The sequence below is a fragment of the Solwaraspora sp. WMMA2065 genome (genome assembly GCF_030345075.1).
Classification (GTDB): Bacteria; Actinomycetota; Actinomycetes; order Mycobacteriales; family Micromonosporaceae; genus Micromonospora_E.
In genome coordinates, this window is record NZ_CP128361.1 from 5,612,335 (window position 1) to 5,635,396 (window position 23,062).

The 23,062-nt window shown below is 70.5% G+C and carries 16 protein-coding genes and 1 tRNA gene; 11 read left to right on the top strand and 6 right to left on the bottom strand.

Annotated elements, in window-relative coordinates; genetic code table 11:
• Positions 1–93 precede the first annotated feature (93 nt).
• Positions 94–1,443: an ABC transporter substrate-binding protein gene (locus O7610_RS25505; RefSeq protein WP_281552924.1), complete on the bottom strand. Its 1,350-nt coding sequence runs from the start codon at positions 1,441–1,443 to the stop codon at positions 94–96.
• An 18-nt stretch (positions 1,444–1,461) separates the two neighbouring features.
• Positions 1,462–2,496, bottom strand: a complete 1,035-nt coding sequence (locus O7610_RS25510; RefSeq protein WP_281552925.1) for a LacI family DNA-binding transcriptional regulator — start codon at positions 2,494–2,496, stop codon at positions 1,462–1,464.
• A 269-nt stretch (positions 2,497–2,765) separates the two neighbouring features.
• Between O7610_RS25510 and O7610_RS25515 the strand changes: the two genes are divergently transcribed.
• The 7 genes from O7610_RS25515 to O7610_RS25545 all read left to right on the top strand — a co-directional run bounded on the left by O7610_RS25515 (position 2,766) and on the right by O7610_RS25545 (position 13,245).
• On the top strand, positions 2,766–4,094 hold the full coding sequence (locus O7610_RS25515) for a Gfo/Idh/MocA family protein (protein ID WP_281552926.1): 1,329 nt from the start codon (positions 2,766–2,768) through the stop codon (positions 4,092–4,094).
• Between the two features lie 84 nt (positions 4,095–4,178).
• A complete protein-coding gene (uxaC, locus tag O7610_RS25520) occupies positions 4,179–5,648 on the top strand; it encodes a glucuronate isomerase (protein ID WP_289212064.1) in 1,470 nt (489 codons plus the stop codon).
• On the top strand, positions 5,645–6,955 hold the full coding sequence (locus tag O7610_RS25525; RefSeq protein WP_281552928.1) for an enolase C-terminal domain-like protein: 1,311 nt from the start codon (positions 5,645–5,647) through the stop codon (positions 6,953–6,955). Before uxaC ends, O7610_RS25525 begins: the two co-directional genes overlap by 4 nt.
• A complete protein-coding gene (locus tag O7610_RS25530; RefSeq protein WP_502959054.1) occupies positions 6,946–8,442 on the top strand; it encodes a mannitol dehydrogenase family protein in 1,497 nt (498 codons plus the stop codon). The genes O7610_RS25525 and O7610_RS25530 overlap by 10 nt, the downstream gene beginning before the upstream one ends.
• Before the next feature lie 31 nt (positions 8,443–8,473).
• Entirely contained in the window at positions 8,474–9,658 is a 1,185-nt protein-coding gene (locus O7610_RS25535) for a Gfo/Idh/MocA family protein (protein WP_289212065.1), read from the top strand.
• A 267-nt stretch (positions 9,659–9,925) separates the two neighbouring features.
• Positions 9,926–11,278 carry a pectate lyase family protein gene (locus O7610_RS25540; protein ID WP_281555816.1) on the top strand — a complete coding sequence of 451 codons (1,353 nt, stop codon included), beginning with the start codon at positions 9,926–9,928 and terminating at the stop codon, positions 11,276–11,278.
• 131 nt (positions 11,279–11,409) lie between these two features.
• Positions 11,410–13,245, top strand: a complete 1,836-nt coding sequence (locus O7610_RS25545; protein WP_289212066.1) for a right-handed parallel beta-helix repeat-containing protein — start codon at positions 11,410–11,412, stop codon at positions 13,243–13,245.
• Between the two features lie 123 nt (positions 13,246–13,368).
• Here O7610_RS25545 and O7610_RS25550 read toward each other — a convergent pair whose 3' ends face one another.
• Entirely contained in the window at positions 13,369–14,460 is a 1,092-nt protein-coding gene (locus O7610_RS25550; protein ID WP_278171834.1) for an ABC transporter ATP-binding protein, read from the bottom strand.
• 364 nt (positions 14,461–14,824) lie between these two features.
• On the opposite strand from O7610_RS25550, the gene O7610_RS25555 reads away from it, so the two are divergent.
• Positions 14,825–14,901 (top strand) — tRNA-Thr (locus O7610_RS25555).
• A gap of 321 nt (positions 14,902–15,222) precedes the next feature.
• Here the strand turns inward: O7610_RS25555 and O7610_RS25560 are convergent.
• Positions 15,223–15,696 (bottom strand): hypothetical protein, encoded by a 474-nt coding sequence (locus O7610_RS25560; RefSeq protein WP_289212067.1) that lies wholly within the window; start codon positions 15,694–15,696, stop codon positions 15,223–15,225.
• 468 nt (positions 15,697–16,164) lie between these two features.
• Here O7610_RS25560 and O7610_RS25565 point away from each other — a divergent pair, with 468 nt between their 5' ends.
• Entirely contained in the window at positions 16,165–16,869 is a 705-nt protein-coding gene (locus tag O7610_RS25565) for a flagellar basal body-associated FliL family protein (RefSeq protein ID WP_289212068.1), read from the top strand.
• Positions 16,870–16,905: 36 nt separating this feature from the next.
• Here the strand turns inward: O7610_RS25565 and O7610_RS25570 are convergent, their stop codons facing one another.
• Positions 16,906–18,474, bottom strand: a complete 1,569-nt coding sequence (locus O7610_RS25570; RefSeq protein ID WP_289212069.1) for an FAD-dependent oxidoreductase — start codon at positions 18,472–18,474, stop codon at positions 16,906–16,908.
• Positions 18,475–18,595: 121 nt separating this feature from the next.
• Here O7610_RS25570 and O7610_RS25575 point away from each other — a divergent pair, with 121 nt between their 5' ends.
• The gene (locus O7610_RS25575) at positions 18,596–20,347 is read left to right on the top strand and encodes a potassium channel protein (RefSeq protein WP_281552935.1); all 1,752 of its coding nucleotides are present in this window, start codon (positions 18,596–18,598) and stop codon (positions 20,345–20,347) included.
• Positions 20,348–20,394: 47 nt separating this feature from the next.
• On the opposite strand, the gene O7610_RS25580 is transcribed toward O7610_RS25575, so the two are convergent.
• Complete coding sequence (locus O7610_RS25580; protein WP_281552936.1) at positions 20,395–21,615, bottom strand: DUF4032 domain-containing protein; 1,221 nt, start codon at positions 21,613–21,615, stop codon at positions 20,395–20,397.
• Between the two features lie 150 nt (positions 21,616–21,765).
• On the opposite strand from O7610_RS25580, the gene O7610_RS25585 reads away from it, so the two are divergent.
• Positions 21,766–22,536 carry a phosphatase PAP2 family protein gene (locus O7610_RS25585; protein ID WP_281552937.1) on the top strand — a complete coding sequence of 257 codons (771 nt, stop codon included), beginning with the start codon at positions 21,766–21,768 and terminating at the stop codon, positions 22,534–22,536.
• Positions 22,537–23,062 lie beyond the last annotated feature (526 nt).

The following is a 23,062-nucleotide window of genomic DNA, read 5'->3' on the forward strand; positions in this document are numbered from 1 at the left end:
GGATCACGGGTCGTGGTGCCCACGGCCCGGATTCCGGTCGTGGTGCCCACGGCGGACGCCGTGGGCACCACGACCGCGCAAGTCCGGCCCGGACTACTCGAGGGTGGCTTCGGCCTGTCGGAAGAACTCCGCGGCGGCGTCGGCCGGGCTGGCCTGGCCGTAGGTGACGCTCTCGGCGACCGTGGTCAGGGTCGACCGCAGCGGTCCGTGGCCCTGTGGCGGCGGTGCCGGTGCCGGGCCCATCTGCGGGATCAGCGCGTTCTCGAACTCGACCGTCGCGGTCATGTACGGGTCGTCGAGACCCGCCTGGACCGTCTCCCGGTTGTCGATGTTGGACGGCAGGCCCCGGTCGACGCCGAGGATCTGCGCCGCCTCCGGGTCGTTGGCCAGGAAGTTGATGACGTCGGCGACGACCTCCGGGTGCTCGGTGGAGCGCGACCCGGCCCAGTACAGCGACGCCCGCGCCCACTGGCCCTTCGGGTCACCGGGGTAGGCCACCATGCCGAGTTCGCTCTCGGTCGACTTGCCCAGCTCGGAGAGCTGGTTGGACCACATGAACGAGGTGGCCCCCTTGCCCGTCACCACCAGCTGGTCGGAGACGCCGCCGCCGACCGCCTCGTGCACCACGTCGGCCGGCGGGGTTGCCCCGGCCTCCCGGGCGTCCAGCCAGAACTGGAACCACTCGGTGAGGTCGGCCTCGGTGAAGGCGAGCTGCGGCCCGTCGTAGAACTCCTTGCCCTGTGAGCGCAGCCACAGCCAGAGCGCCTTGTAGTCGGAGCTGGGGTCCATCGCGCCCCAGTATCCGTCGCCGGCCGCCTCGGTCACCTGGGTGCCCCAGGCGATGAACTCGTCGTAGGTCCAGCCGGTCTCCGGCTCCGGCAGGCCGAGCTCGGTGATCTTCGTCTTGTCGTACACCAGGGCCGGGGTGTTCTCGCCGGCGGCCACGGCGACCTGCTTGCCGTCGATCTGCCCGTACTGGGTCAGGCTCTCCGGGTGGTTGCTCAGGTCGATGTCGCCGGAGGAGACGAACGGCGTCAGGTCCAGGGTGACGTTGCGGCCGGCGTACTCGGCCAGGCCGTTGTCGTCGATCTGGAAGATGTCCGGCGCGTTACCGCCGGCCGAAATGGTGGCCAGCTTGTCGTAGTAGCCGGTGAACGCCTGCCAGGTCGGGTTGATGGTGACGTTAGGGTTCTTCTCCTCGTACAGGTCGAGGGCCTGCTCGGTGAGTTCGGCACGGGACTCGCCGCCCCACCAGAAGAACTCGATGGTGACCGGCGCGTCCGGGTCGCTCGACGCGTCGTCGTCGCCGCAGGCGGCGGCGCCGAGGACCAGCGGCACGACGGCGGTGGCGGCGATGCCGCGCAGCAGGCGGCGCCGGCCGAAGGGGGTACGGTGAGCACGCGTGGCAGGCGTGTTCGCCGTCGGTGATGTTGCGGGGTGCATTGCGCTCACTCCTTGGGGTTAGGAGGCGACATCGGCCGGCGCGGCGGCAGCCGCGTCGCCCGGGTCCGCATGGCTGTGCGGCCCCGGGCCCGTCGAGTCGCGGATGACCAACTCGGTCTGGAGCGTTACCTGGGCGGTGGTGCGACGGTCGTCGCCATGCTGGAGCAGCATGTCGACGGCCGCCCGACCGGCGGCCGCGTTCGGTGTGGCCACCGTCGTCAATTTGGGTCGGGTGAGCCGGCTCAGCGCGATGTCGTCGATGCCGACCACGCTGATGTCCCGGGGCACCGCGACCCCGTGTGCGTCGAGCCCTTCGATCAGGCCGATCGCCATCAGGTCGTTGTAGGCGAGCACGGCGGTCACCTCTGCCCGGCGGACCTGTTCCGCCGCGGCGATGCCGCCGCCCTCGGTGGGCGGGTTGGGGCCGATCACGGTCAACGTGACGTCCGCCGAGCGGGCCGCCGAGGTGGCGGTCCGCCGGATCTCCCGGTTGGTCCACGACCCGCGCGGGCCGCCGAGCAGCGCGATCCGCCGGTGGCCGAGGCCGATCAGGTGCTCGACGGCGAGCCGGGCACCCTGGCCGACGTCGATCACCACGTTCGGCAGGCCGGTCACCTGCCGGTTGATCACCACCAGCGGTACGTCCCGGCTGAGCTGCTCGATCAGGCTGTTGCTCATCCGGGGGCTGCACAGCAGCACCCCGTCGACCTGCTTGGCGAGGGCGTGGACCAACTCCTCCTCGACCGCCGGGTCCTCGTTCGTGTCGGTGACGAAGATGTGGTAGTCGCGGTGCCGGGCCTGGCTTTCCGCCGCCTTGATCAGGGGCGGGAAGAACGGGTTGGCGATGTCGGCAACGATCAGCCCGATGTTGTGGGTCCGGCCGGTGATCAGCGCGCGGGCCGCCCGGTTGGGGCGGTAGCCGAGATGCTCCGCGCAGGCCAGCACCCGGCTGCGGGTCTCCGGGTTGACCAGATGCGGTGCCGAGAACGTGCGGGACACGGTGGAGATGTGCACTCCGCAGGCCCGTGCGACGTCTCGAATGGTGGCTGGCACGCGTCGTCCTTCATCGATGTGGTCGCCGTCCGGTGCGGGCGGCGACCGGTGTGGCTGGGGTCACGTTGGTTCGCCAATTAATGCAAACGGTTGCTCAGGTGTCAACGGTCTTCGATTGCGGATTTGTTGCGGCCGTGGTCATGCCAGGTGTTCGAATCCTCGTGTAACCCCTTAAATCGGGCAGGATGGTTTCCGGGCATTGACGAAGGTGTCCGTCTCATGGCAGCTTCTGCTGCAAACCTTTGCAGCCAACCCGGAGGCGGAGCAGGATGTCCCCAGAACCCGATCGGCGGCTGCGCTACGCGCTCGTCGGCACCGGCGCCCGCGCCGAGATGTTCGTCCGGTCCCTGGTCCTCGACTACCGGGACAGCGCCGAACTCGTCGCCTTCGCCGACAGCAACCAGGCCCGGATGGACGCGCACAACGCCTGGCTGGAGGAGCTCGGTCGCGACGCAGTGCCCACCTACCCGGCCAGCGAGTTCGTGACCATGCTGAGCAAGGAACGGGTGGACGTCGTCCTGGTCACCACCGTCGACCGGGTGCACGACGAGTACATCGTCGCCGCCCTGGACGCCGGCTGCGACGTGATAACCGAGAAGCCGATGACCGTGGATGTGCCGCGCTGCCGACGCATCCTCGACGCGGTGGCACGGACCGGGCGCACCGTACGGGTCGCCTTCAACTACCGGTACAACCCGCTGCACGAACGGGTCCGCCAGGTGCTCGCCGACGGCGAGATCGGCGAGATCGGCTCGGTGCACTTCGAGTGGCTGCTCGACGTGCGCCACGGTGCCGACTACTTCCGCCGCTGGCACCGCGACAAGGCCAACTCCGGCGGCCTGATGGTGCACAAGGCCAGCCACCACTTCGACCTGGTCAACTGGTGGCTGGACGCGACCCCGGTGCAGGTCTACGCGGCCGGCCGGCTGTTCTTCTACGGCGAGCCCGGCCGCCGGCACGGCTACGCCCGCGACTACGACCGGGCACACGGCGAGGTCGCCGCCGCCGGCGACCCGTTCGCCCTGCAGATGGCCGCCCACCCCCGGCTGCGCGCGCTCTACCTGGAGGCCGAGGCCGAGGACGGCTACCACCGTGACCAGAACGTCTTCGCCCCCGGTGTGACCATCGAGGACGACATGTCAGTGCTGGCCAGCTACTCCACCGGGGCCACGATGACGTACCACCTCACCGCGTACGCCCCCTGGGAGGGCTACCGGGTGATGTTCAACGGCAGCAGGGGTCGGCTCGAGCTGGAGGTGGTGGAGAGCGACTTCGTCAGCCCGTACGCCGCTGGCGAACTCAAGGGCGCCGCCCTGCACGGCGTCCAGGCGGCGGTGGAGGAGGGCTGGGCCAAGATCACCGTCCGGCCGTTCTGGGAGCAGCCCCGTCAGGTGCCGGTCGCCGGCTACACCCGGGCCGGGCACGGCGGTGCGGACGCCAAGATGACCGCGGTGCTGTTCGGCGGCGAGACCGACCCGATGGGCCGGGCCGCCACCGCCCGTGACGGTGCGCTCGCGCTGCTCACCGGGCTGGCCGCCAACCGGTCCTTCGAGACCGGCCAGCCGGTCCGGGTGTCAGACCTGCTCACCGTCGACTGACCGGCGGTCTGGCCACGGCGTACCGGCCGGCACCACCCACCACAGCGACGACCCCGATCCCGTACCCACGAGGAGCCTGCTTCCGTGTCCCCGCAACCCGACCGGTCGGACCAGCTGTTCCCGGCCGAACCCACCCAGCGGGCCATCGCCCGCGAGCTGTACGCGCACGCCCGGGACCTGCCGGTCATCTCGCCGCACGGCCACGTCGACCCGGTGCTGCTCGCCGACGACGAGCCGTTCCCCGACCCGGCGCGGCTGCTCGTCGTGCCGGACCACTACGTCACCCGGATGCTGCTCAGCCAGGGCGTCCCACCCGGCGAGCTCGGCGTACCCGTGCGTGCCGGGGTCCGGCCACGGCCACCGGCCGGTGACGGCGACTACGCCACCGAGACCGACGGCCGGGCGATCTGGCGCAAGCTGGCCGCCAACTGGCACCTGTTCCGGGGCACCCCGTCGCGGCTGTGGCTGGAGAAGACGTTCGCCGAGGTGTTCGGGGTGGACGCCGTCCTCGGCCCGGACACCGCCGACGAGGTCTACGACACCATCGCGGCACGGCTGGCCGAACCGGCGTACCGGCCCCGGGCGCTGTTCGAGCGCTTCAACATCGAGGTGCTGGCCACCACCGAGTCACCCCTGGACGACCTCGGCCGGCACGCCAAGCTGGCCGCGGACGGCTGGGGCGGCCCCGGCGGGCGGGTGATCACCACGTTCCGGCCGGACAACGTCGTCGACTTCGAGTTTGACGGCTGGTCCGACAACGTCGCCGCCCTCGGGGCGATCACCGGCGCCGACACCGGCACGTACGCCGGCTTCCTCGACGCGCTGCGGTCCCGGCGGCGGGCCTTCATCGCCGCCGGCGCGACCAGCTCCGACCACGGTCACCTGACCGCGCTCACCCTGCGGCTGGACCGGCGCGAGGCCGCCGAACTGTACGACCGGGGGCTGCGCGGCGTCGCCACTGCCGCCGACGCCGAGGCGTTCCGGGCCCACATGCTGGTCGAGTTCGCCCGCATGTCCATCGAGGACGGCCTGGTGATGCAGTTGCATCCAGGTTCGGTGCGCAACCACAACAAGTGGCTGTACGCCACCCACGGCCGAGACGTCGGCGGCGACATCCCGCAGGCCACCGAGTACCTGCACGCGCTGACCGCGCTGCTCGACGCGTACGGCAACGACCCGCGGCTGCGGATCGTCGTCTACACCCTCGACGAGTACACCTTCACCCGCGAGCTGGCCCCGCTCGCCGGCGGGTACGCCGCCCTCTACCTCGGCGCGCCCTGGTGGTTCCTGGACTCCCCGGAGGTGCTGCGCCGGTTCCGGGAAGCGGTCACCGAGACCGCCGGCTTCTACAACACCGCCGGCTTCGTCGACGACACCCGGGCGTTCTGCTCCATCCCGGCGCGCCACGACGTGGCCCGCCGGATCGACGCCGGCTTCCTCGCCCGGCTCGTCGCCGAGCACCGGCTCGGCCTCGACGAGGCCGCCGAGACCATCGTCGACCTGGCGTACCGGCTGCCCAAGCGGGTCTTCAAGATCGGGGAGAAGCTGCCATGACCGTCACCATCACCGGCGTCGACGTGCACGACGTACGGTTCCCGACCGCCGCGGCCGGCGACGGCTCCGACGCGATCAACCGGGGCGACTACTCGGCCACCTACGTCGAGCTGCGCACCGACTCGCCGGACGGGGTCTTCGGCGCCGGCTTCACCTTCACCAACGGCCGCGGCAACGAGATCACCTGCGCGGCGGTACGCGCATTGGCCCACCACGTCACCGGCCGGACCGTCGCCGAGATCGTCGCCGAACCGGTCGCCTTCTGGCGGTCGCTCACCGCCGACGTGCAGCTGCGCTGGCTCGGCCCGGAGAAGGGCGTCATCCACATGGCGTCCGGCGCGCTGGTCAATGCCGTCTGGGACCTGCGGGCCAAACTGGACGGCAAGCCGCTGTGGCGGCTGCTCGCCGAGATGCCGACCGACGAACTCGTCGCCAACATCGACTTCCACCACATCCGCGACGCGATCACGCCGGACGAGGCCGCCGCCATCCTGGACAAGGGGCTGACCGGCCAGTCCGACCGGCTCGCCGAGCTGCAGCGCGACGGCTTCCCGTCGTACACCACCTCGGTCGGCTGGCTCGGCTACCCCGACGACAAGGTCCGGGCGTTGACCCGGGCGGCGTACGCCGACGGCTGGCGGGCGATGAAGATGAAGGTCGGCGGCCCGATCGACGACGACGTACGCCGCGCCCGGATCATCCGCGCCGAGATCGGCCCGGACGCGCTGCTGATGATGGACGCCAACCAGGTGTGGGACGTCGACGAGGCGATCGCCAACATGGCCCGGCTCGTCGAGGTCGACCCGTACTGGATCGAGGAGCCGACGCACGCCGACGACGTGCTCGGCCACGCCCGGATCGCCGCCGCCGTCACCGAACTGTCCGACGGGCGCTGCCGGGTCGCCACCGGCGAGGTCGCCGCCAACCGGGTGATCTTCAAACAGCTGATGCAGGCTGAGGCGATCCGGGTGTGCCAGATCGACTCCTGCCGGATCGCCGGGGTCAACGAGGTGCTGTCGGTGATTCTGATGGCCGCCAAGTTCGGTGTGCCGATCTGCCCGCACGCCGGCGGCGTCGGCCTCTGCGAGTACGTGCAGCACCTGGCGATCTTCGACTACCTGCGGGCCGGCACCTCGCTGGACGGGCGGATGGTCGAGTACGTCGACCACCTGCACGAGCACTTCGTCGACCCGGTCCGCACCCGGGGCGGCCGCTACCTGGTGCCCGAACAGCCCGGTTACAGCGCCACGATGAAGCCGGCGTCGATCGCCGAGTTCTCCTTCCCGGACGGGCCGGTGTGGCGGTGAACGACGACATCCCGCTGCTCGGCCTGGACACCCTGGGCCGGGTGCCGGCCGACGCCCGACCGGTGGTCCGCCCCGGCGACGTCGGCGCCGGCATCGTCCACCTCGGACTAGGTGCCTTCCACCGGGCCCACCAGGCGGTCTACACCGAGCAGGCAGTCGCCACCGCCGGCGGTGACTGGGGCATCATCGGCGTCGCACCGCGCAACATCGACGTGGTGCGGCGGCTCACCGACCAGGACTGCCTGTTCAGCGTCACCACGCTGTCCGCCGCAGCGGCCAGGACCCGGGTCGTCGGTGCGCTCACCGGGGTCCGGCACGCCGCCAGCGACCCGGCGGCGGTGGTGGCCCTGCTGGCCGACCCGGCGATCCGGGTGGTCACGCTGACCGTCACCGAGAAGGCGTACCAGCTGGACCCGGTCACCGGGCGGCTGCGGCCGGACGAAGCGGTCGCCGCTGACCTGACCACCGACCGGGCGCCGACGACCGTGCCGGGCCTGCTGCTACGCGGGCTGGCCGCCCGCGCCGCCGCCGACGCCGGCCCGCTCGCCCTGGTCAGCTGCGACAACCTGCCGTCGAACGGACGCCGGCTTCACGGGCTGGTCACCGAGTCCCTGGCGTACGCGAAGGTGCCCGACGAGACCGCCGACTGGGTGCAGGCCAACGTCACCTTCCCCGGCACCATGGTCGACCGGATCGTGCCGGCCGCCACCGCGCAGACCCTGGCCGCCGCCCGGTCCGCGCTCGGCGTCAGCGACCTGGCGGCGATCGCCGGGGAGCCGTACACGCAGTGGGTGATCGAGGACGACTTCCCCGGCGGCCGGCCGGCCTGGCAGACCGCAGGGGCGGTGCTGACCAGCGACGCCGGCCCGTGGGAGCGGCTCAAGCTGCGCGGGCTCAACGGGGTGCACTCGGCCATCGCCTACCTCGGGGCGCTGGCCGGGCACGACACCATCGCCGAGGCGCTGGCCGGTATCCCCGGCCTGCCCGAGGTGCTGCGCCGGCTGATCGCCGAGGACGTCGCGACCAGCTTCACCCCGCCGGACGGGGTGTCGGTCGTCGGGTACGGCGAGTCGGTGCTGGAGCGGTTCGCCAACCCGGCGATCCGACACCGCACCATCCAGGTGGCGATGGACGGCTCGCAGAAGTTGCCGCAGCGGGTCCTGCACACCATCGCCGACCGGCGGGCGGCCGGCGACCGGCCGTACTGGTCGGCGCTGGTGGTCGCCGCCTGGATGCGGTTCGCCCAGGGGCGGGCCGACGACGGGGCCGAGTTGCCGCTGGACGACCCACTCGCCGCGCGGATCCGGGCGGCGCTGGCCGGGTCCGGGGGCACCCCGGCGGGCGTGGTGGCCGCGCTGCTCGGGCTCACCGAGGTGTTCCCACCCGAGCTGGCGGCCGACCCGGAGGTCCACGAGATGATCACGACCTGGCTGACCGCGCTGGACCGGCACGGGGTGGTCGGCGCGCTGACCGGCGCGGCCGGCTGACCGCGGTCGTCGACAGGTGGAGGTTCCCGACGTGAGGAGCACCCCGCCCCGGGTGGCCCTGATCGGTGCCAACGGGCACGGATTGTGGCACCGGCGGCAGATCGCCCCGCTGCACGACGCCGGCGAACTGCGCCTGGTCGGCCTGGTCGACGTACGGCCGGTCGAGCCGGCCCCCGACGCTCCGGTCCCGGACGGGGTGCAGGTCGACACCGACCACCGGCGGATGCTGGCGCAGACCCGGCCGGACGTGGTGGTGATCTGCACGCCGCCGTACACCCATCTGCCGATCGCGCTTGACGCGCTGGCCGCCGGCGCGGACCTGCTGCTGGAGAAGCCGCCGGTGCTGTCGCTGGACGAGCACCGGCGGCTGACCGCGGCGCTGGCCGAGCACGGCCGGGTCTGCCAGGTCGGTTTCCAGGCGCTCGGATCGGCGGCGTTGGCCGAGTTGACCGCGGCGGCCACCGGCGGTCGGCTCGGCTCGGTCACCGGCATCTCGACGGTCGCCTCCTGGCAGCGCGACGACGCGTACTACCGGCGGTCGCCGTGGGCCGGGCGGCGTACGGTCGACGGCCGGCCGTCGCTGGACGGGGCGCTGGCCAACCCGTTGGCGCACGCCACCATGCAGTGTCTGGCGGTAGCGGCGGCGGTGGATCCCAGCCCGCCGGTGCTGGTCGAGTTGGAGCGCTACCGGGTGCGGCCGATCGAGGTGGACGACACCGCGTCGATGCGGATCACCCTGGACTCGGGGCTGGCGATCGTGGCCGCGGTGACCCTGGCCGGTGAGGAGTTCATCCCCGGTGAGGTGCTGGTGCACGGCACGGCCGGCGCCGCGGTGCTGGAGTATCCGACGGACCGGCTGCGGCTGCCCGGCGAGCGATCGATGCGGCCGGTGCCGGGGCGGGCCGGGCTGCTGGAGAACCTGCTGGCGCACCGCAGGGATCCGTCCGGTGTACCGCTGATCGCCCCGCTGGCCCGGACCGAGGCGTTCACCGCGCTCTTGGAGGTGGTGCAGGACGCCCCGGAGCCGTGTCTGCTCGGTCCGGACCGGACGGTCGCGACCGGGGTGGCCGGAGCGGACCGGGTGCTGACGATCGAAGGGGTGAACGCGGTCGTCCGACGCGGTGCGGCCGAGCTGGCGCTGTTCTCCGAGCAGGAGGTGCCGTGGGCGGTCAGACCGTACCGGACCCGGCTGGCGCAGGGGGTGGTGGGCCGCTGACCTGGTCGGCGGAGAACGTACTGCAAATCGACGGCCGCCGCCGGTGCGCGAAGTCGGACAGATCAGTCGTCCCCTCGGCAAACTGATGCCGGGTAAATAGGTCTCGCCCGAATGTAATGCAAACAATCTGCAAACAATCTGCAAACAATCTGCAAACAGATTGCATTGACACATTTCGTGATGAAACTTATCGTTTGGGTTCAGGAAGATTGTGTCAGTGTTGTGTGATCGAGTCCAGACAATAGTTTGCGGAGTGTGGTAATGCGACTGAGGAGATTGACTGCCGCTGTTGCCGGAATCGCGATCGTGGCGGTGCTGCCGGCCCCGGCCGCCGCCGGCCGGGACACCGGTTCCGACCGGCTGTCCTGGACGGCCCGGTCGCTGGGCCGCCAGGCGTTGCCACCGAACGACGGCTGGGCGGCCGCCGGTGCCGGCACCACCGGAGGATCGGCGGCCAGCCAGGACAACGTTCACGTGGTCGACAGCCGAGCCGAGTTGATCGACGCCCTCGGCGGCGACAACGCCACCAACCGGAACAACGACACCCCGAAGATCATCTACATCAAGGGCACGGTCAACGGCTTCGAAGGCCCGGACGGCAACCTGCTGACCTGCGCCGACCTCGCCGACCCCGAGTACGACTTCGACGAGTTCCTGGTCACCTACGACCCGGCCGTCTGGGGATACGAGAACGACCCGAGTGGCCCGCTCGAGGACGCCCGTCGACGGTCGGTCACCAACCAGACCCGGTACACCCAGATCAACGTCGGAGCCAACACCACCATCATCGGGCTGCGCGGAGCCCGGCTGGAGAACCTGACCCTGATGGTGGACAGCGTCCGGAACGTCATCGTCCGCAACGTCGTCTTCGACGACGCGTACGACTGCTTTCCCGCCTGGTCGCCGGATGACGGCGACGCCGGCAACTGGAACTCCCAGTTCGACCTGATGTCGGTGCGTCGCTCGGAGAATGTCTGGGTCGACCACAACACCTTCACCGACGGCGACAACCCGGACAGCGCCCAACCGATCTACTTCGGCCGGCCGCTGCAGGTGCACGACGGAGCGCTCGACATCACCCACACAGCCAGCCTGGTGACCGTGTCCTACAACCGGTTCGACGGCCGGGACAAGGTCATGCTGATCGGCTCGTCGAACACTGTCGGCCCCGACGTCGGCCGGCTCAACGTCACCCTGCACCACAACGTCTTCGACGGCAGCCTGCAACGGCTGCCCCGGATCCGGTTCGGTCAGATCGACGTCTACAACAACCACTACGAACTGTCCGGCGACGATTTCGAGTACGCCGTCGGAGTAGGCGTACAGGGCGCACCGTACCTGGAGAACAACTCGTTCCGGCTGGGCTCCGGGATCGACACCGCCGACCTGCTGCACGACTGGGGCGGCACCGTGCTGACCGAGAAGGGCAGCTGGGTCGGGCAGGGTCACCGGCCGCTGCGCCCGGCCAGCCTGCTCGACGCGTACAACGCGGCGAACGAGCCGGACCTGGGCGACGACGCTGGCTGGACCCCGACCCTGCGGCACGGGGCGGTGCTGCCCACCGCGGTCGTCCCGATCTACACCCGGCTCACCGCGGGCGCCGGCAAGCTCCCGGTCTGACCCGTCGGCAGGCTGCCGGTCTGACTGACCAGCCCGGCCGGGTCACAAGCGGGGTGGGCCGGCGAGACGCCCGCCGGCCCACCCCTTTTCTCCGCACCGCCACCGGCGCGGTGCCAACCGAAGGAGTGCACGTGCAGAGCAGCACGGGTAGACGCCGTCGTGGACTGCTGGCCACGCTCGGCGCGAGCGCGGTCACCGCGACGCTGGTCCTCGCGGCGACCAGCGGCAACGCCCACGCCGCGACGTTGTTCCAGGCCGACTTCGAAAGCGGCGGCACCAGCGGCTGGTCCAAGTCCGGCGGCAGTTGGGAGGTCGTCTCCGACGGCAGCCAGGTGCTGCGGCAGGACAACACCGGCAGCAACCTGGCCCGGTTCTTCGCCGGCAGCACCAGTTGGACCGACTACCAACTGCAGGCCCGGGTCAAGCCGTTGTCGTTGCACGGATCCGACCGGTTCGTCGGCATCGCCTCCCGGGTCACCAGCAACACCAGGATGTACCGGTTGGCGCTGACCAGCAACAACCGCGCCGAGCTGCAGCTGGTCAACGGCAGCCAGATCACTGTGCTCGGCTCGGCGGCGCTGAGCGTGGCCACCGGCACCTGGTACACCCTGCGGATCGAGTCGAGCGGTAGCACCGTCCGCGGCTACGTCGACGGCAGCCAGATCGGCTCCGGCAGCGACGACTCATGGGACTCCGGCCGGATAGCCCTGGTCACCGGCTACGCCGGGGCCAGCTACGACGACGTCAGGGTGGACACTCTCGGTTCCGTACCGGAACCGACGACCCCCGCGCCGACCACCGCACCCCCGACCAGCCCGCCGCCGACCACCGCACCCCCGACGAGCCCGCCGCCGACCACCGCGCCACCGACCAGCCCGCCGCCGTCCGGTGACACCCTGTACGTTGCACCGAACGGTAGCGACAGTGCGTCCGGGACGGTGTCCAACCCGACGACGCTCACCTCGGCGATCACCCGGATCGCACCCGGCGGCACGATCTACCTGCGTGGCGGCACCTACCGATACTCGCAGACCATCACCATCGCTCAGGGCAACAGCGGTACGTCCAGTGCCCGTAAGAACCTGTACGCCTACCCGGGCGAGACGCCGATCCTGAACTTCTCGGCACAGAGCGAGGACTCGGCCAACCGCGGGCTGGCGATCGGCGGGTCCTACTGGCACGTCTACGGCATCATCGTCGAACGGGCCGGCGACAACGGGATCCTGCTCGCTGGCAACCACAACATCATCGAACGGGTGGTCACCCGGCACAACCGGGACACCGGCCTGCAGCTGTCCCGGCTCATCGCCGGAGCACCGCGCGACCAGTGGCCGTCCAACAACCTGGTGTTGAGCTCGGTGTCGCACGACAATGTCGACTCCGACGGTGAGGACGCCGACGGATTCGCCCCGAAGCTCACCGTCGGTTCCGGCAATGTCTTCCGCTACACCGTGGCGCACAACAATATCGACGACGGCTACGACCTGTACACCAAGAGCGACACCGGGCCGATCGGCGCGGTGACGATCGAGCACTCCCTGGCGTACGACAACGGCACGCTCAGCAACGGTGGTCAGGCCGGCAACGGCGACCGCAACGGCTACAAACTCGGCGGCGAGGACATCGGCGTCAACCACACCATCCGGAGCAACATCGCGTACCGCAACGGCAAGCACGGGTTCACGTACAACCGCAACCTCGGCACGATGACGGTGTCGAACAACGTCAGCATCGGCAACGAGGAACGCAACTTCAACTTCGACGGCGGCAGCTCGGTGTTCCGCGGCAACACGTCGTGTGACAGCGGCTCGAACGACCGGATCATCGGCAACTCAGACAGCTCGAACCAGTTCTGGTCCGGCTCGAACGGCTCCCGGTGCTCGACGTACTCGGGCTCGTTGGGCTGGTCGTTCGCCTCGGACGGTCGTCTCGTGGTCACCTTCGGGGGACGGGTCGTTACACCGTGACCGGCTTCGTCCACTGACCAGGACCGTCCACCAGAAAGCGGTGCGGCCGGTCTTCCCGGTAGGGAAGACCGGCCGCACGCGACGAGCCAAATGTCGTGACTCGCCAGCCGGGGCGGCGGTCGGTCAGAGCCGTTGGCCGTTGGCGGCGTGGAACGCGTGGTGCTGGCCCGGACGGGGGCGGACGAACACGGTGTCGTTCATCCGCGGCATGTGCCGGCGGTCGGTCCGCACCACGAACCGCTCCGAACTGCCGTCGAGCGTCGCATAGCCGTAGACGTTGGCGTCCGAGCCGAGGTCCTCGACCAGCTCGACCGACATCGGCATGCCGCCCTCGGAGGCGCCGACCAGGTCGCAGTCCTCGGGACGGAACCCGACGGTGACCTTGTTGCCGCCGCCGTTGGCCTTGGCCGCCTCGACCTGCTCGCGGCTCAGCTCGACGACCAGGTCGGCGAAGACGGCACCCTGCTCGGTCAGCGGGACGGTCTTGATGTTCATGGCGGGGGAGCCCATGAAGCCGGCGACGAAGACGTTCGCCGGTACGTCGTACAGGTTCCGCGGGGTGTCGACCTGCTGCAGCACGCCGTCGAGCAGCACCGCCACCCGGTGGCCCATCGTCATCGCCTCGACCTGGTCGTGGGTGACGTAGACGGTGGTGACCCCCAGCTTGGCCTGCAGCGAGGCGATCTGGGTACGGGTCTGCACCCGCAGCTTCGCGTCGAGGTTCGACAGCGGCTCGTCCATCAGGAAGACCTGCGGCTCCCGGACGATCGCCCGACCCATCGCGACCCGCTGGCGCTGACCACCGGAGAGCGCCTTCGGCTTGCGGTTGAGGTACTCCTCCAGCTGCAGCAGAGCGGCGGCTTCCTTGACCCGGCGGTCGATCTCCGACTTCGAGGTCCGGCGCAGCTTCAGCGCGAAGGCCATGTTCTCGTACACCGTCATGTGCGGGTATAGCGCGTAGTTCTGGAAGACCATCGCGATGTCGCGGGCCTTGGGCGGCAGGTGGGTGACGTCGCGGTCGTCGATGAGGATGCGGCCCTCGTCGACGTCCTCCAAACCGGCGAGCATCCGCAGGCTGGTGGACTTACCGCAACCGGAGGGGCCGACCAGCACGAGGAATTCGCCGTCGCCGATCTCGAGGTCGAGCTTGTTGACAGCGGGTCGCTCGGTGCCCGCGTAGATGCGGGACGCCTGGTCGTAGGTGACCGTAGCCATGGTCAGTGCTTCCTTTCACCGGCAGGAACGTGCCGGACGATCCGAGTGAAGGAGCGACCGGCGCTCTGAGCGCCGGCCCACGCGTACTCGCAGCCGCCAGGGCGACGTGTCGCACGTGTCACGCCACGGTAAACGGGATTTGCCTGGCTGCCAAGACCGGGACGGCCCGCAACTACCTCGGATAACCGACCAAAACGGACACAGGGGTGGGGTATGCCACTGTTTGTCACCCTCGGCCGGAGGTCGACGGCGACCGCCGGAGCGGCGGACACCCGTACGCAGAACGGGAAAGATCGATTGGACAGAGCGGCCGATGCAGCGGTATCGCCACGTCAGTGGCTATGCTGACGCTGAACGAAGCGCTGCCCCTGTAGCTCAGTTGGCCAGAGCACTCGCCTTGTAAGCGAGATGTCGCCGGTTCGAGCCCGGCCGGGGGCTCCAGCACCGCCCCGCAGGTCCCGCCGTGTGACGCACGGCGGGACGCGGCGAGAGCAAACGCTGGTGACGACGGCAGTCCGCTGAGCTTGCCGGTGGCTTGGCGCATCACACGGCTGTCTGCTGGTGGTGCTGCAGGCAGAGGCCCTGCCTGCGACGTCCGGGCAGTACCAGATTCTCCCGCCGCTCGTTACCTCGTACTGCCATTGCTCCAGACCGTCGCCCTGGACCATGCGGCTTCCTGGCTCACCCTTTAGCCGATGCTGTCGGTGTGGCTTGTCCGGATCTGTTGGGCCGTAGGTCAGAGCCTCCCACGCCTGCCACAAGTTACCCGGCGTCCTCGGACACCATCGGCGCAGGTACAGGACCGAGGTCGGAGTCTACCGCGCGGGACAGTTCTTGGGCGAGCGCCGGGTCAGCGTGAATCGCCGCAGTCTGCTGCCATTCGTGAATCATCCTCCCGAATGGAGTCCATGCATCAAGATCGCTGCATGCTTCAAGGGTCCACATGAACTCCTTGACGAAGGTAATGCGATCTTTTTCGGGAAGGAAGTTGGTCCATGGGAAGGCGTCTACCAAGGCCTCCGTGATCAGCTCCTCGCCGCCAAGCTGGAAGAGATTGCGGAGTAACCGCGTGCTCGTCTCGATCCCCTGACGTGCCTGCTGGGCGCGATCTTCCCGCATGATCACGAAGGGAACGCCGTCCCCTCGGCGCTCCAGCCGAACTTCGCCTGACGACTCGACCGCAGATGCAACATCACGCGGTGCGCGTGCCGCGTCACTCCACTGCATGGTCTGCATAGAGTCAATGCTGAACTAATTCAGCCCTGGCGTGCAATGCATTGCAAGTGATCTAGTTCACATCGAGCAGTGCCAGACTTGATCTGTCGCGACTGGTGCTGTAATGGCAGCGGCGGCAGCGTCGCTGCTGACTGTAAGGTGCTTCCGCAGACCTGATGCCACAGGTGCATCTTGATTCGTGTCCGGCATCAAGCTGCACGAGTGCCCCGACCCCATATGGTGGCACCGCATACAGACCCGAGTTCGTCCGGCGACTGCGCGCCGGCCCCGGCTCCGGCCGTCCTGGGGTGGCTCCTGCCCCGGGTAACGGTTCGGTGGTGATTCCATCCCGTCGGTTCCTGTCGGGGGACTCAGTTGTCGCCGCCCACCGTTACGATCGGCCGGCCCCGCGTACAGCGGGTTGCCAGGAAAGCTCCGAGCCGCCTGCCGGTCAGGAGTCACGGGGCCCTCATCAGAAGTAGGTAGAACATGTCTGACCCCTCTCAGCCGCAGTACCCGGGCGCGCCCGCCGGGCAGCCGGTGCCGCCGGCTGGAGCCGCTCCCGGGCCGGCCTACGCCGGCCAGCCCGGCGTTCCGATGGCCCCGCCGCCCAAGAAGTCCAAGGCCGGCCGGATCATCCTGATCGTGATCGCCGCCGTGCTGGTGCTCTGCCTCGGCGGGGCGGCTGTCACCTTCTTCCTCGTCCGGGACACCGTCGGTGAGGTCATCGAAGCGACCCAGACCCGGCTGGTCACCCCGGACACCCTCGCCGGCCGCGAGCTGAACACCGACCCGACCTTCCAGGGCCTCGCCGAGGAGGTCGCCACCGGGCTGGCCGCCGACGTGCCCGAGTCGACCAGCAGCATCGGTGCCTTCTACGGCGACATCGAGCAGGAGAACCTGGTCATGATCGCCGGTGTATCCGGAGTGATGGCCGACCCGGACCAGGAGCTGGCCGACGCCACCGAAGGCGACGCCACCGGGCTCGGGATGACCGACGTCACCGACGTCGACGCCGGTCCGAAGGGCGGGTCGGCGCGGTGCGGCGACGCCGACCTGGAAGGCATCCCCGGCGGGGTCTGCGTCTGGGCCAGCCGCGGCGCGCTGGTGATGTACGTGTTCTACTTCAGCACCGGCGAGGAAGCCGCCGGCTCGCTCGTCGAGATCCGCGACGCGGTCGAGCAGACCAGCTGACGGACAACTGACCGACGTCGGTCCGCCGCACTACCACTACTGCGGCGGGCCGACGTCGGCCGACGTTGACGGGTGTCGCTCCCGCGCCAACAGCCCGTAGCGCCGAATTGTCCGCAGCGGCTCGGTGGCCGCGCCCTCCCGAAGCAGGATGTGGTTCGCGGCCAGGATCCCGGTCACCGCAGCCCGTTCCATCAGAGCGCTCGGCAGATCAGTGTCGATCCCGTCGCCGGCCAGGAACAACCCGTCCGCGTCGGTGACCACGCCGGGCCGCCCCGCCGCCGCCCCGGGCGGAAACGCCGGGGCCTGCGCCTCGACCCGCGCCCGTGACTCCAGTACCGGCAGGTCGGCCACCTCCGGCCACAGCGCCGCCAGCTCGGCACGCATCCGGTCGGCCAGCGACTCGGCCGGCACCTGCTCCGGGCAGGCGTACGCGTGGAGTTCGAGCACCGCGCCCCGGCTGCGCTGCGCCCACTGCCGCGCCTGACGCTCCAGCCGGTGGTAGAGGGTGACCGAGTCCAGGGTCGGCTGGCGGGAGACGCCGCTGAACACCGGCCGGTCTGGGGCGACATCGCCGCTCAACCAGAGCCGGGCCACCGCGTACGGAGGAGCGTCGACCAGCGAGCCGACCCGCTCGGCCAACGTCGGCGCGGCCTCGGCCAGCCGGGGCGAGTCAGCCAGCAGCGTGCGCAACGCCGGCGGGTCGACGGCCAGCACCACGTACCGGGCGGTGTGCGCGGCTCCGGAGGCGGACCGCACCTGCCACCCGTTGGCCCGCCGGGGGATGACGGTGTGCACCACGTCGCCGGTGACCACCCGGCCACCGTGCCGGCGCAGATGTTCGTGCAGCGGTTGCCAGATCGCGGCGTCGTAGTCCTGCTCCGGTGCGTCGAAGCCGAGCCCTTCCGGGTTGCCCAGGAAGTAGAAGTGAAAGTTGGCCACCAGCTCGGCGGCGGACATCTCCCGCTCGTGGTTGAAGAACGAGTGGGAGAAGACCTCGAACAGCATGGCGCGGGCCCGGTCCGGCAGCCGCAGCGAGTCCAGCAGCTCGGCGGCGGACCGGTGGTCGAGCTCGGCGTACGTCCGGTCCGGATGGTAGGCCAGCAGCGGCATCGCCGCCCGACGGTCCATCTCGCGTAGTTCGCGCAGCCGCAGACTCGGGCTGCGCAGCAGCAGCGCGAGCAGGTTCAGCGGCGGTGTGGTCGGCAACCGGCCGAACTCCTCCGGCGGCCACTGCGCCGACCACACCGGATAGCCGTCGACCGGGCGCAGCATGCCGAGTGTCGGGTCGGCCCGGCGCAGGATCGCCCGCCAGTTGTAGTACTGGCGGAAGAACGCGTGGAAACCGTGGTCGACCGGCTGAACCGTACCGTCGGTCAGCGTCTCCGGCCAGGCGGCCAGCCGTCCGCCGAGCTGGGCGGCGCCTTCCAGCACGGTGACCCGTACGCCGCGTTCGGCGAGGACGATCGCCGCGCACATGCCGGCGATGCCGCCGCCGACGACCAGCGCGTCGGTGCCTGCGGCCACCCGGTCGGTGCCGGCCGGATCCGCTCGGACCAGCTCGGACCGTACGCCGAAGAGCCGGCCGACCGTTCGGGACAGTCCCAAGAGTTCGTCCTCCCCTTTGCGGTGATGGGCCGGATGCCGGGTCCAGTGTGCCGGTCCGGTCCCGCCGGGAGGCGACTTTGCGGTCACCCCGCGCGTGCCGTCGGTGGCTACCATCCGGACCATGGCTGTCGACCCGTGGCGTGACCGCGCCCGCCGCGCCGTCGGCGGTCGGCTGCGCAGCAACGGCGACAACCAGCCGCACTACGTCGTCTGCGGACACGACCCGCTGGCCTATCGGCTGGTCGGCGAGCTGGTAGCGGCGGCCGCCACAGTGACGGTCATCGTGCCGACCCGGCCCCGACCGGACGGTCCGGACATGCGGTCGATCAAAGGCATCCGGCTGCTGCGGGCCGACCGGCTGACCGAGCAGACGTTCCGCAGCGCCGGGCTGGCCGGCGCGCGCGGCCTGGCGCTGCTCAACCAGGACGACGTCGGCAACATCAACGCCGCGCTGTGCGCCCAGGAGGTCGAGCCAGACCTGCGGGTGGTGATGCGGATGTTCAACACCCGGCTGGGCAGCCGGGTGAAGCGGCTGTTCGTCGACTGCGAGGTGTTGTCCGACGCGTCGATGGCGGCACCCGCCTTTGTCGCGGCCGCCCTCGGGGTGGTTTCGCCGACCCACTTCCGCCACGGCGGCCGGACGCTGCACGTGGCGCAGCGCGACGAGGTCCGCCCCGAGCACGTCATCTGCGGGCTGGCCGACCTGAGCGACGCCGGCCGCCCCCGGGTGCTGCCGGCCGACCAGCACACCGCCGATCTGGTGCTGGCCGAGGCTGCCGGCAGCCAGCTGGCGCCGGTCCGGGCGGCCCGGCGGATCATCCGCGCCCGCCAGCGCGCCCGGCTGTGGCGGGATCCGGTGCGGGCGTTGCGGTCCTTCGCCACCCGCAAGATCGGGATGGCCACGCTCGGCGTACTGGCGGTGGTGGTGGTCTTCGGCATGCTGCTGTCACGTGCCGAGGGGGTGAGCGTCGCCGAGGCGGTCTACCTGACCGTGGTGATGACGCTCAGCGGAGCCGATCCGGACCTGGGCAAGTCGGCAGCCGTACAGGTGATGCAGGTGGTGCTCAGCCTGGCCGGGCTGGCGTTGATCCCGCTGCTCACCGCCGCCGTGGTGGACGGTCTGGTGAACGCCCGGCTGGCGATAGCCGACCGGCAGACCCGGCCGGAGCGGGCTGGGCACGTGGTGGTCGTCGGGCTCGGCAACGTCGGCACCCGGGTGATGTGGCAGCTGCACGACCTCGGCGTCGAGGTGGTCGGGGTCGACAAGGACCCGGACGCGCGGGGCGTGCCGGTCGCGCGGGAGCTGGACATACCGTTGATCATCGGCGACGGCTCCCAGGAGGAGACGCTGCGCGCCGCCTCGGTGGCGACCTGCCGGGCGCTGGTGATCGTCTCCACCGACGACGTGACGAACCTGCAGGCGGCGCTGTACGCCCGGGAGATCCACAGCGACGTGCACGTCGTGCTGCGGCTGTTCGACGGCGATTTCGCCAGCCGGATCCAGCGCACCTTCAACATTGGTATCTCGCGCAGCGTGTCGTACCTGGCGGCGCCGGCGTTCGCCGCCGCGCTGATGGACCGGGAGGTGATCGCCACCATTCCGGTGGCCCGGCACGTGCTGCTGGTCGCCGAGGTGATCGTCGCCGCCGGGTCGGCGCTGGACGGCGGGTCGCTCGCCGCCGCCGGCGACAATCCGGGCGTACGGGTGATTGCGTTCGCGCAGTTCGGCGAGCCTGGTCCGGTGTGGCTGCCGGCGTCGGGTTTCCGGCTGCGGGCCCGGGACCGGATCACCGTGGTGGCCCGCCGGTCCGGGCTGAGTTGGCTGCTCAAGCAGGCCTCGGAGCCGGTCGACGAGGCCGAGCCGGCGACCTGAACCGGGTCGGCGATCCGGGCCTACCCGCTGGATCCCGGCCGGGCCGGTCAGGCGACCGGCACCTCGGCGCCGAGTACCGCCTGCTCGTCGGGGTAGTGCACCAGCACGTCCGCCAGGAACGACTGGACCGCCGGGGCCAGCCCGACGTCCCGGCCGGCCTCCTCGGACAGCCGCCACCGGTGTTCGATGACCTGGGCGAACAGCTCCGACGGCTCGACCTTGCGGCGTAGGTGGGCCGGGACCGCCCGGACCACCGGCTCGAAAACCTCGGTCAGCCAGCGGTGCGCCGCCTGCTGCTCGTCGGTCAGGTCGCTCTCCGCCCGGTGCGCATCGAGGTCGTTGAGCAGCCGGCGGGCCTGGTTCTCCTCGGCGTCGAGGCCGGTCAGCCGCAGCAGCCGCCGACTGTGGTAGCCGGCGTCGACCACCTTTGGCCGGACCAGGTAGGAGCCGCGGTCGACGACCGACATCGCCACCTCGGCGACGTCGAAGCCGAGCTCGTTGAGCCGTCGGATCCGCCGTTCGATGTCGTGCCGGGACTCCCGTTCGATGTGCTGCTCGTAGGTGATCTCATGCCACAGCCGTTCGTAGCGGGCGACGACCTCGTCGGCGACCGTCTCCGGGTCGATCGACTCGTGCAGCAGGCCGGCGGCCTGCAGGTCGAGGGCCTCACCGAAGATGTTCACCCGGGCGATCTCCAGGTCCTCGCCGCGTTGCCCGTTGGACAGGCCCGGCCGCAGTGCGCCGGTCTCGGCGTCGACCAGGTACGCGGCGAACGCACCGGCGTCGCGGCGGAACAGCGTGTTGGACAGTGAGCAGTCACCCCAGAAAAAGCCGGTCAGGTGCATCCTGACGATCAGCGCGGCGAGCGCGTCGAGCAGTCGGGCCAGGGTCTCCGGGCGCAGCTGGTTGGAGAACAGCGCCCGGTACGGCAGCGAGAACTGCAGATGCCGGGTGATCAGCACCGGGTCGAGCGGTTCGCCGTCGGCGTCGGTGCGGTCGGCGACGATCGCCACCGCTTCGACGGCCGGGAAGTCGATGCGCTCCAGGGCGCGCAGCAGGTCGTACTCGCGTTCGGCGACCCGTTCGCCGGTCTCCTTCACGGCGTAGACGGTGCCGGCGAGTTTGACGAACCGGACGACGTGCCGGGAGATGCCCTGCGGCAGCGCCACCAGGTGGTCGGCAGGCCACTGCTCCAGCGGTGTCGACCAGGGCAGGTCGAGCAGCGCCGGGTCCACAAGGGCCGAGGTGATCCGCACGGGATCAAGCATGACGGGTACGACGCCCGGATGCCGCCTGCCGTGGCTCGGCTAACACTGTTGATTTGATCCATATTCAGCGTCTTCGTGGTGGTCCCGCCGTCAAGCTGTCGCCGCACCGACACGACATCGTCACCGCACCGGTTCGGTAACCTGGCCGGCGTGCCCGAGCCGACCGCTACCCGCCCGTCCGCGCCGCCGGCCGACGCGCCGCGGCGACCCGGGCCGACGCCGGCCGGCTGGTGGTTCGACGCGGTGCTGCTGGCCGCGCTGGCCGGGCTGACCGGGGCGCTCGCCGCCGGGGTGTTCCTCGACACCGACCTGGCGGTACGCGACTGGGTCGACGCGCACCGGCCGCCGGTGGCCTACTGGGTGGCCCGGGTGCTCAACTTCTTCGGCCAGGGCGGCTGGCTGCTGATCCCGGTCTCCACCGTGCTGGCGCTCTGGCTGGCCCGGCGGGTCCGTTCGGTGCGTCCGCTGCTGCCGGTGCTCGGCGCGGTGGTGGCGACCTACCTCAGCGTCGGCGCGATGAAGGTGCTGCTGCCCCGGGGCTATCCGCACGACTTCGACGACCCGTTCCCGGAGCGGTTGTTCACCGAGGCGACCCCGGCGATGGCGTACCCGTCCGGGCACGTGACCAACGCGATCGTCTGGTACGCGGTGATCGCCCTGCTGATCACCGGTCTGCTGCGGTCGTACGGCCGGCAGGTCCCGGCCCGGCGGCCGTTCCCCGGCTACCTGGCGCTGCGCTTGCTGCCGGCGACGGTCCTGTTCTGCAGCACGGTCTACCTCGGCTACCACTGGTTGACCGACTCGGTCGCCGGGCTGCTGCTCGGCTGGCTGCTGCTGCGCCTGCTGCAGCGGGTGCCGTGGGACACCGTACGGCTGCCATGGGTGCCCGGTGACCTGGACCGCCCCGCCGGGCTCTTCTAACCAGTAAACCCTCGCTGTTCGGTGCCGCGTCGAGTTGCGGGCTGCAAACCTGCCAGCTCAGCGACCCGGTCGTCAGCCCCGCCGGGACCTACGTACGCCCGTCCGGCTGGTAGGAGCCCTGTCGCCAGTTTCAGTTGCAGGTCGGACCTGGCTGCGCTAGAGTTCACTGTATATACCACCCGGTTTTCCCTAGAGGGGCCGGGTTTTTTTGATCGAGGCAGCAGGCGACTTGGCACCTCCATACCGGGTTTCCGGGTAGCCCGCTGCGGAGGACGAGCCAAGATCACCGTCTCGGGGTCTCCCTCTCTGCACCGCGAGAAGCGATAGGGGCATCCACCCCTCGGCCACGCCGCGCCCCGGCCGGCTGCCGGCCCCAACACCACACATTCCGCAACGCTGACGGTCGGCGGCGGCCCGGTTGGTGTCCGCTGTCCGCGCCAGCCGCCGGGCGTGTTGCGTGGCCGGAGCGGAGCGGCAGCGGACTGCAGGCCGAGCGCCCAGGCGGCGGCGCGTGCGGCCCGCTTCG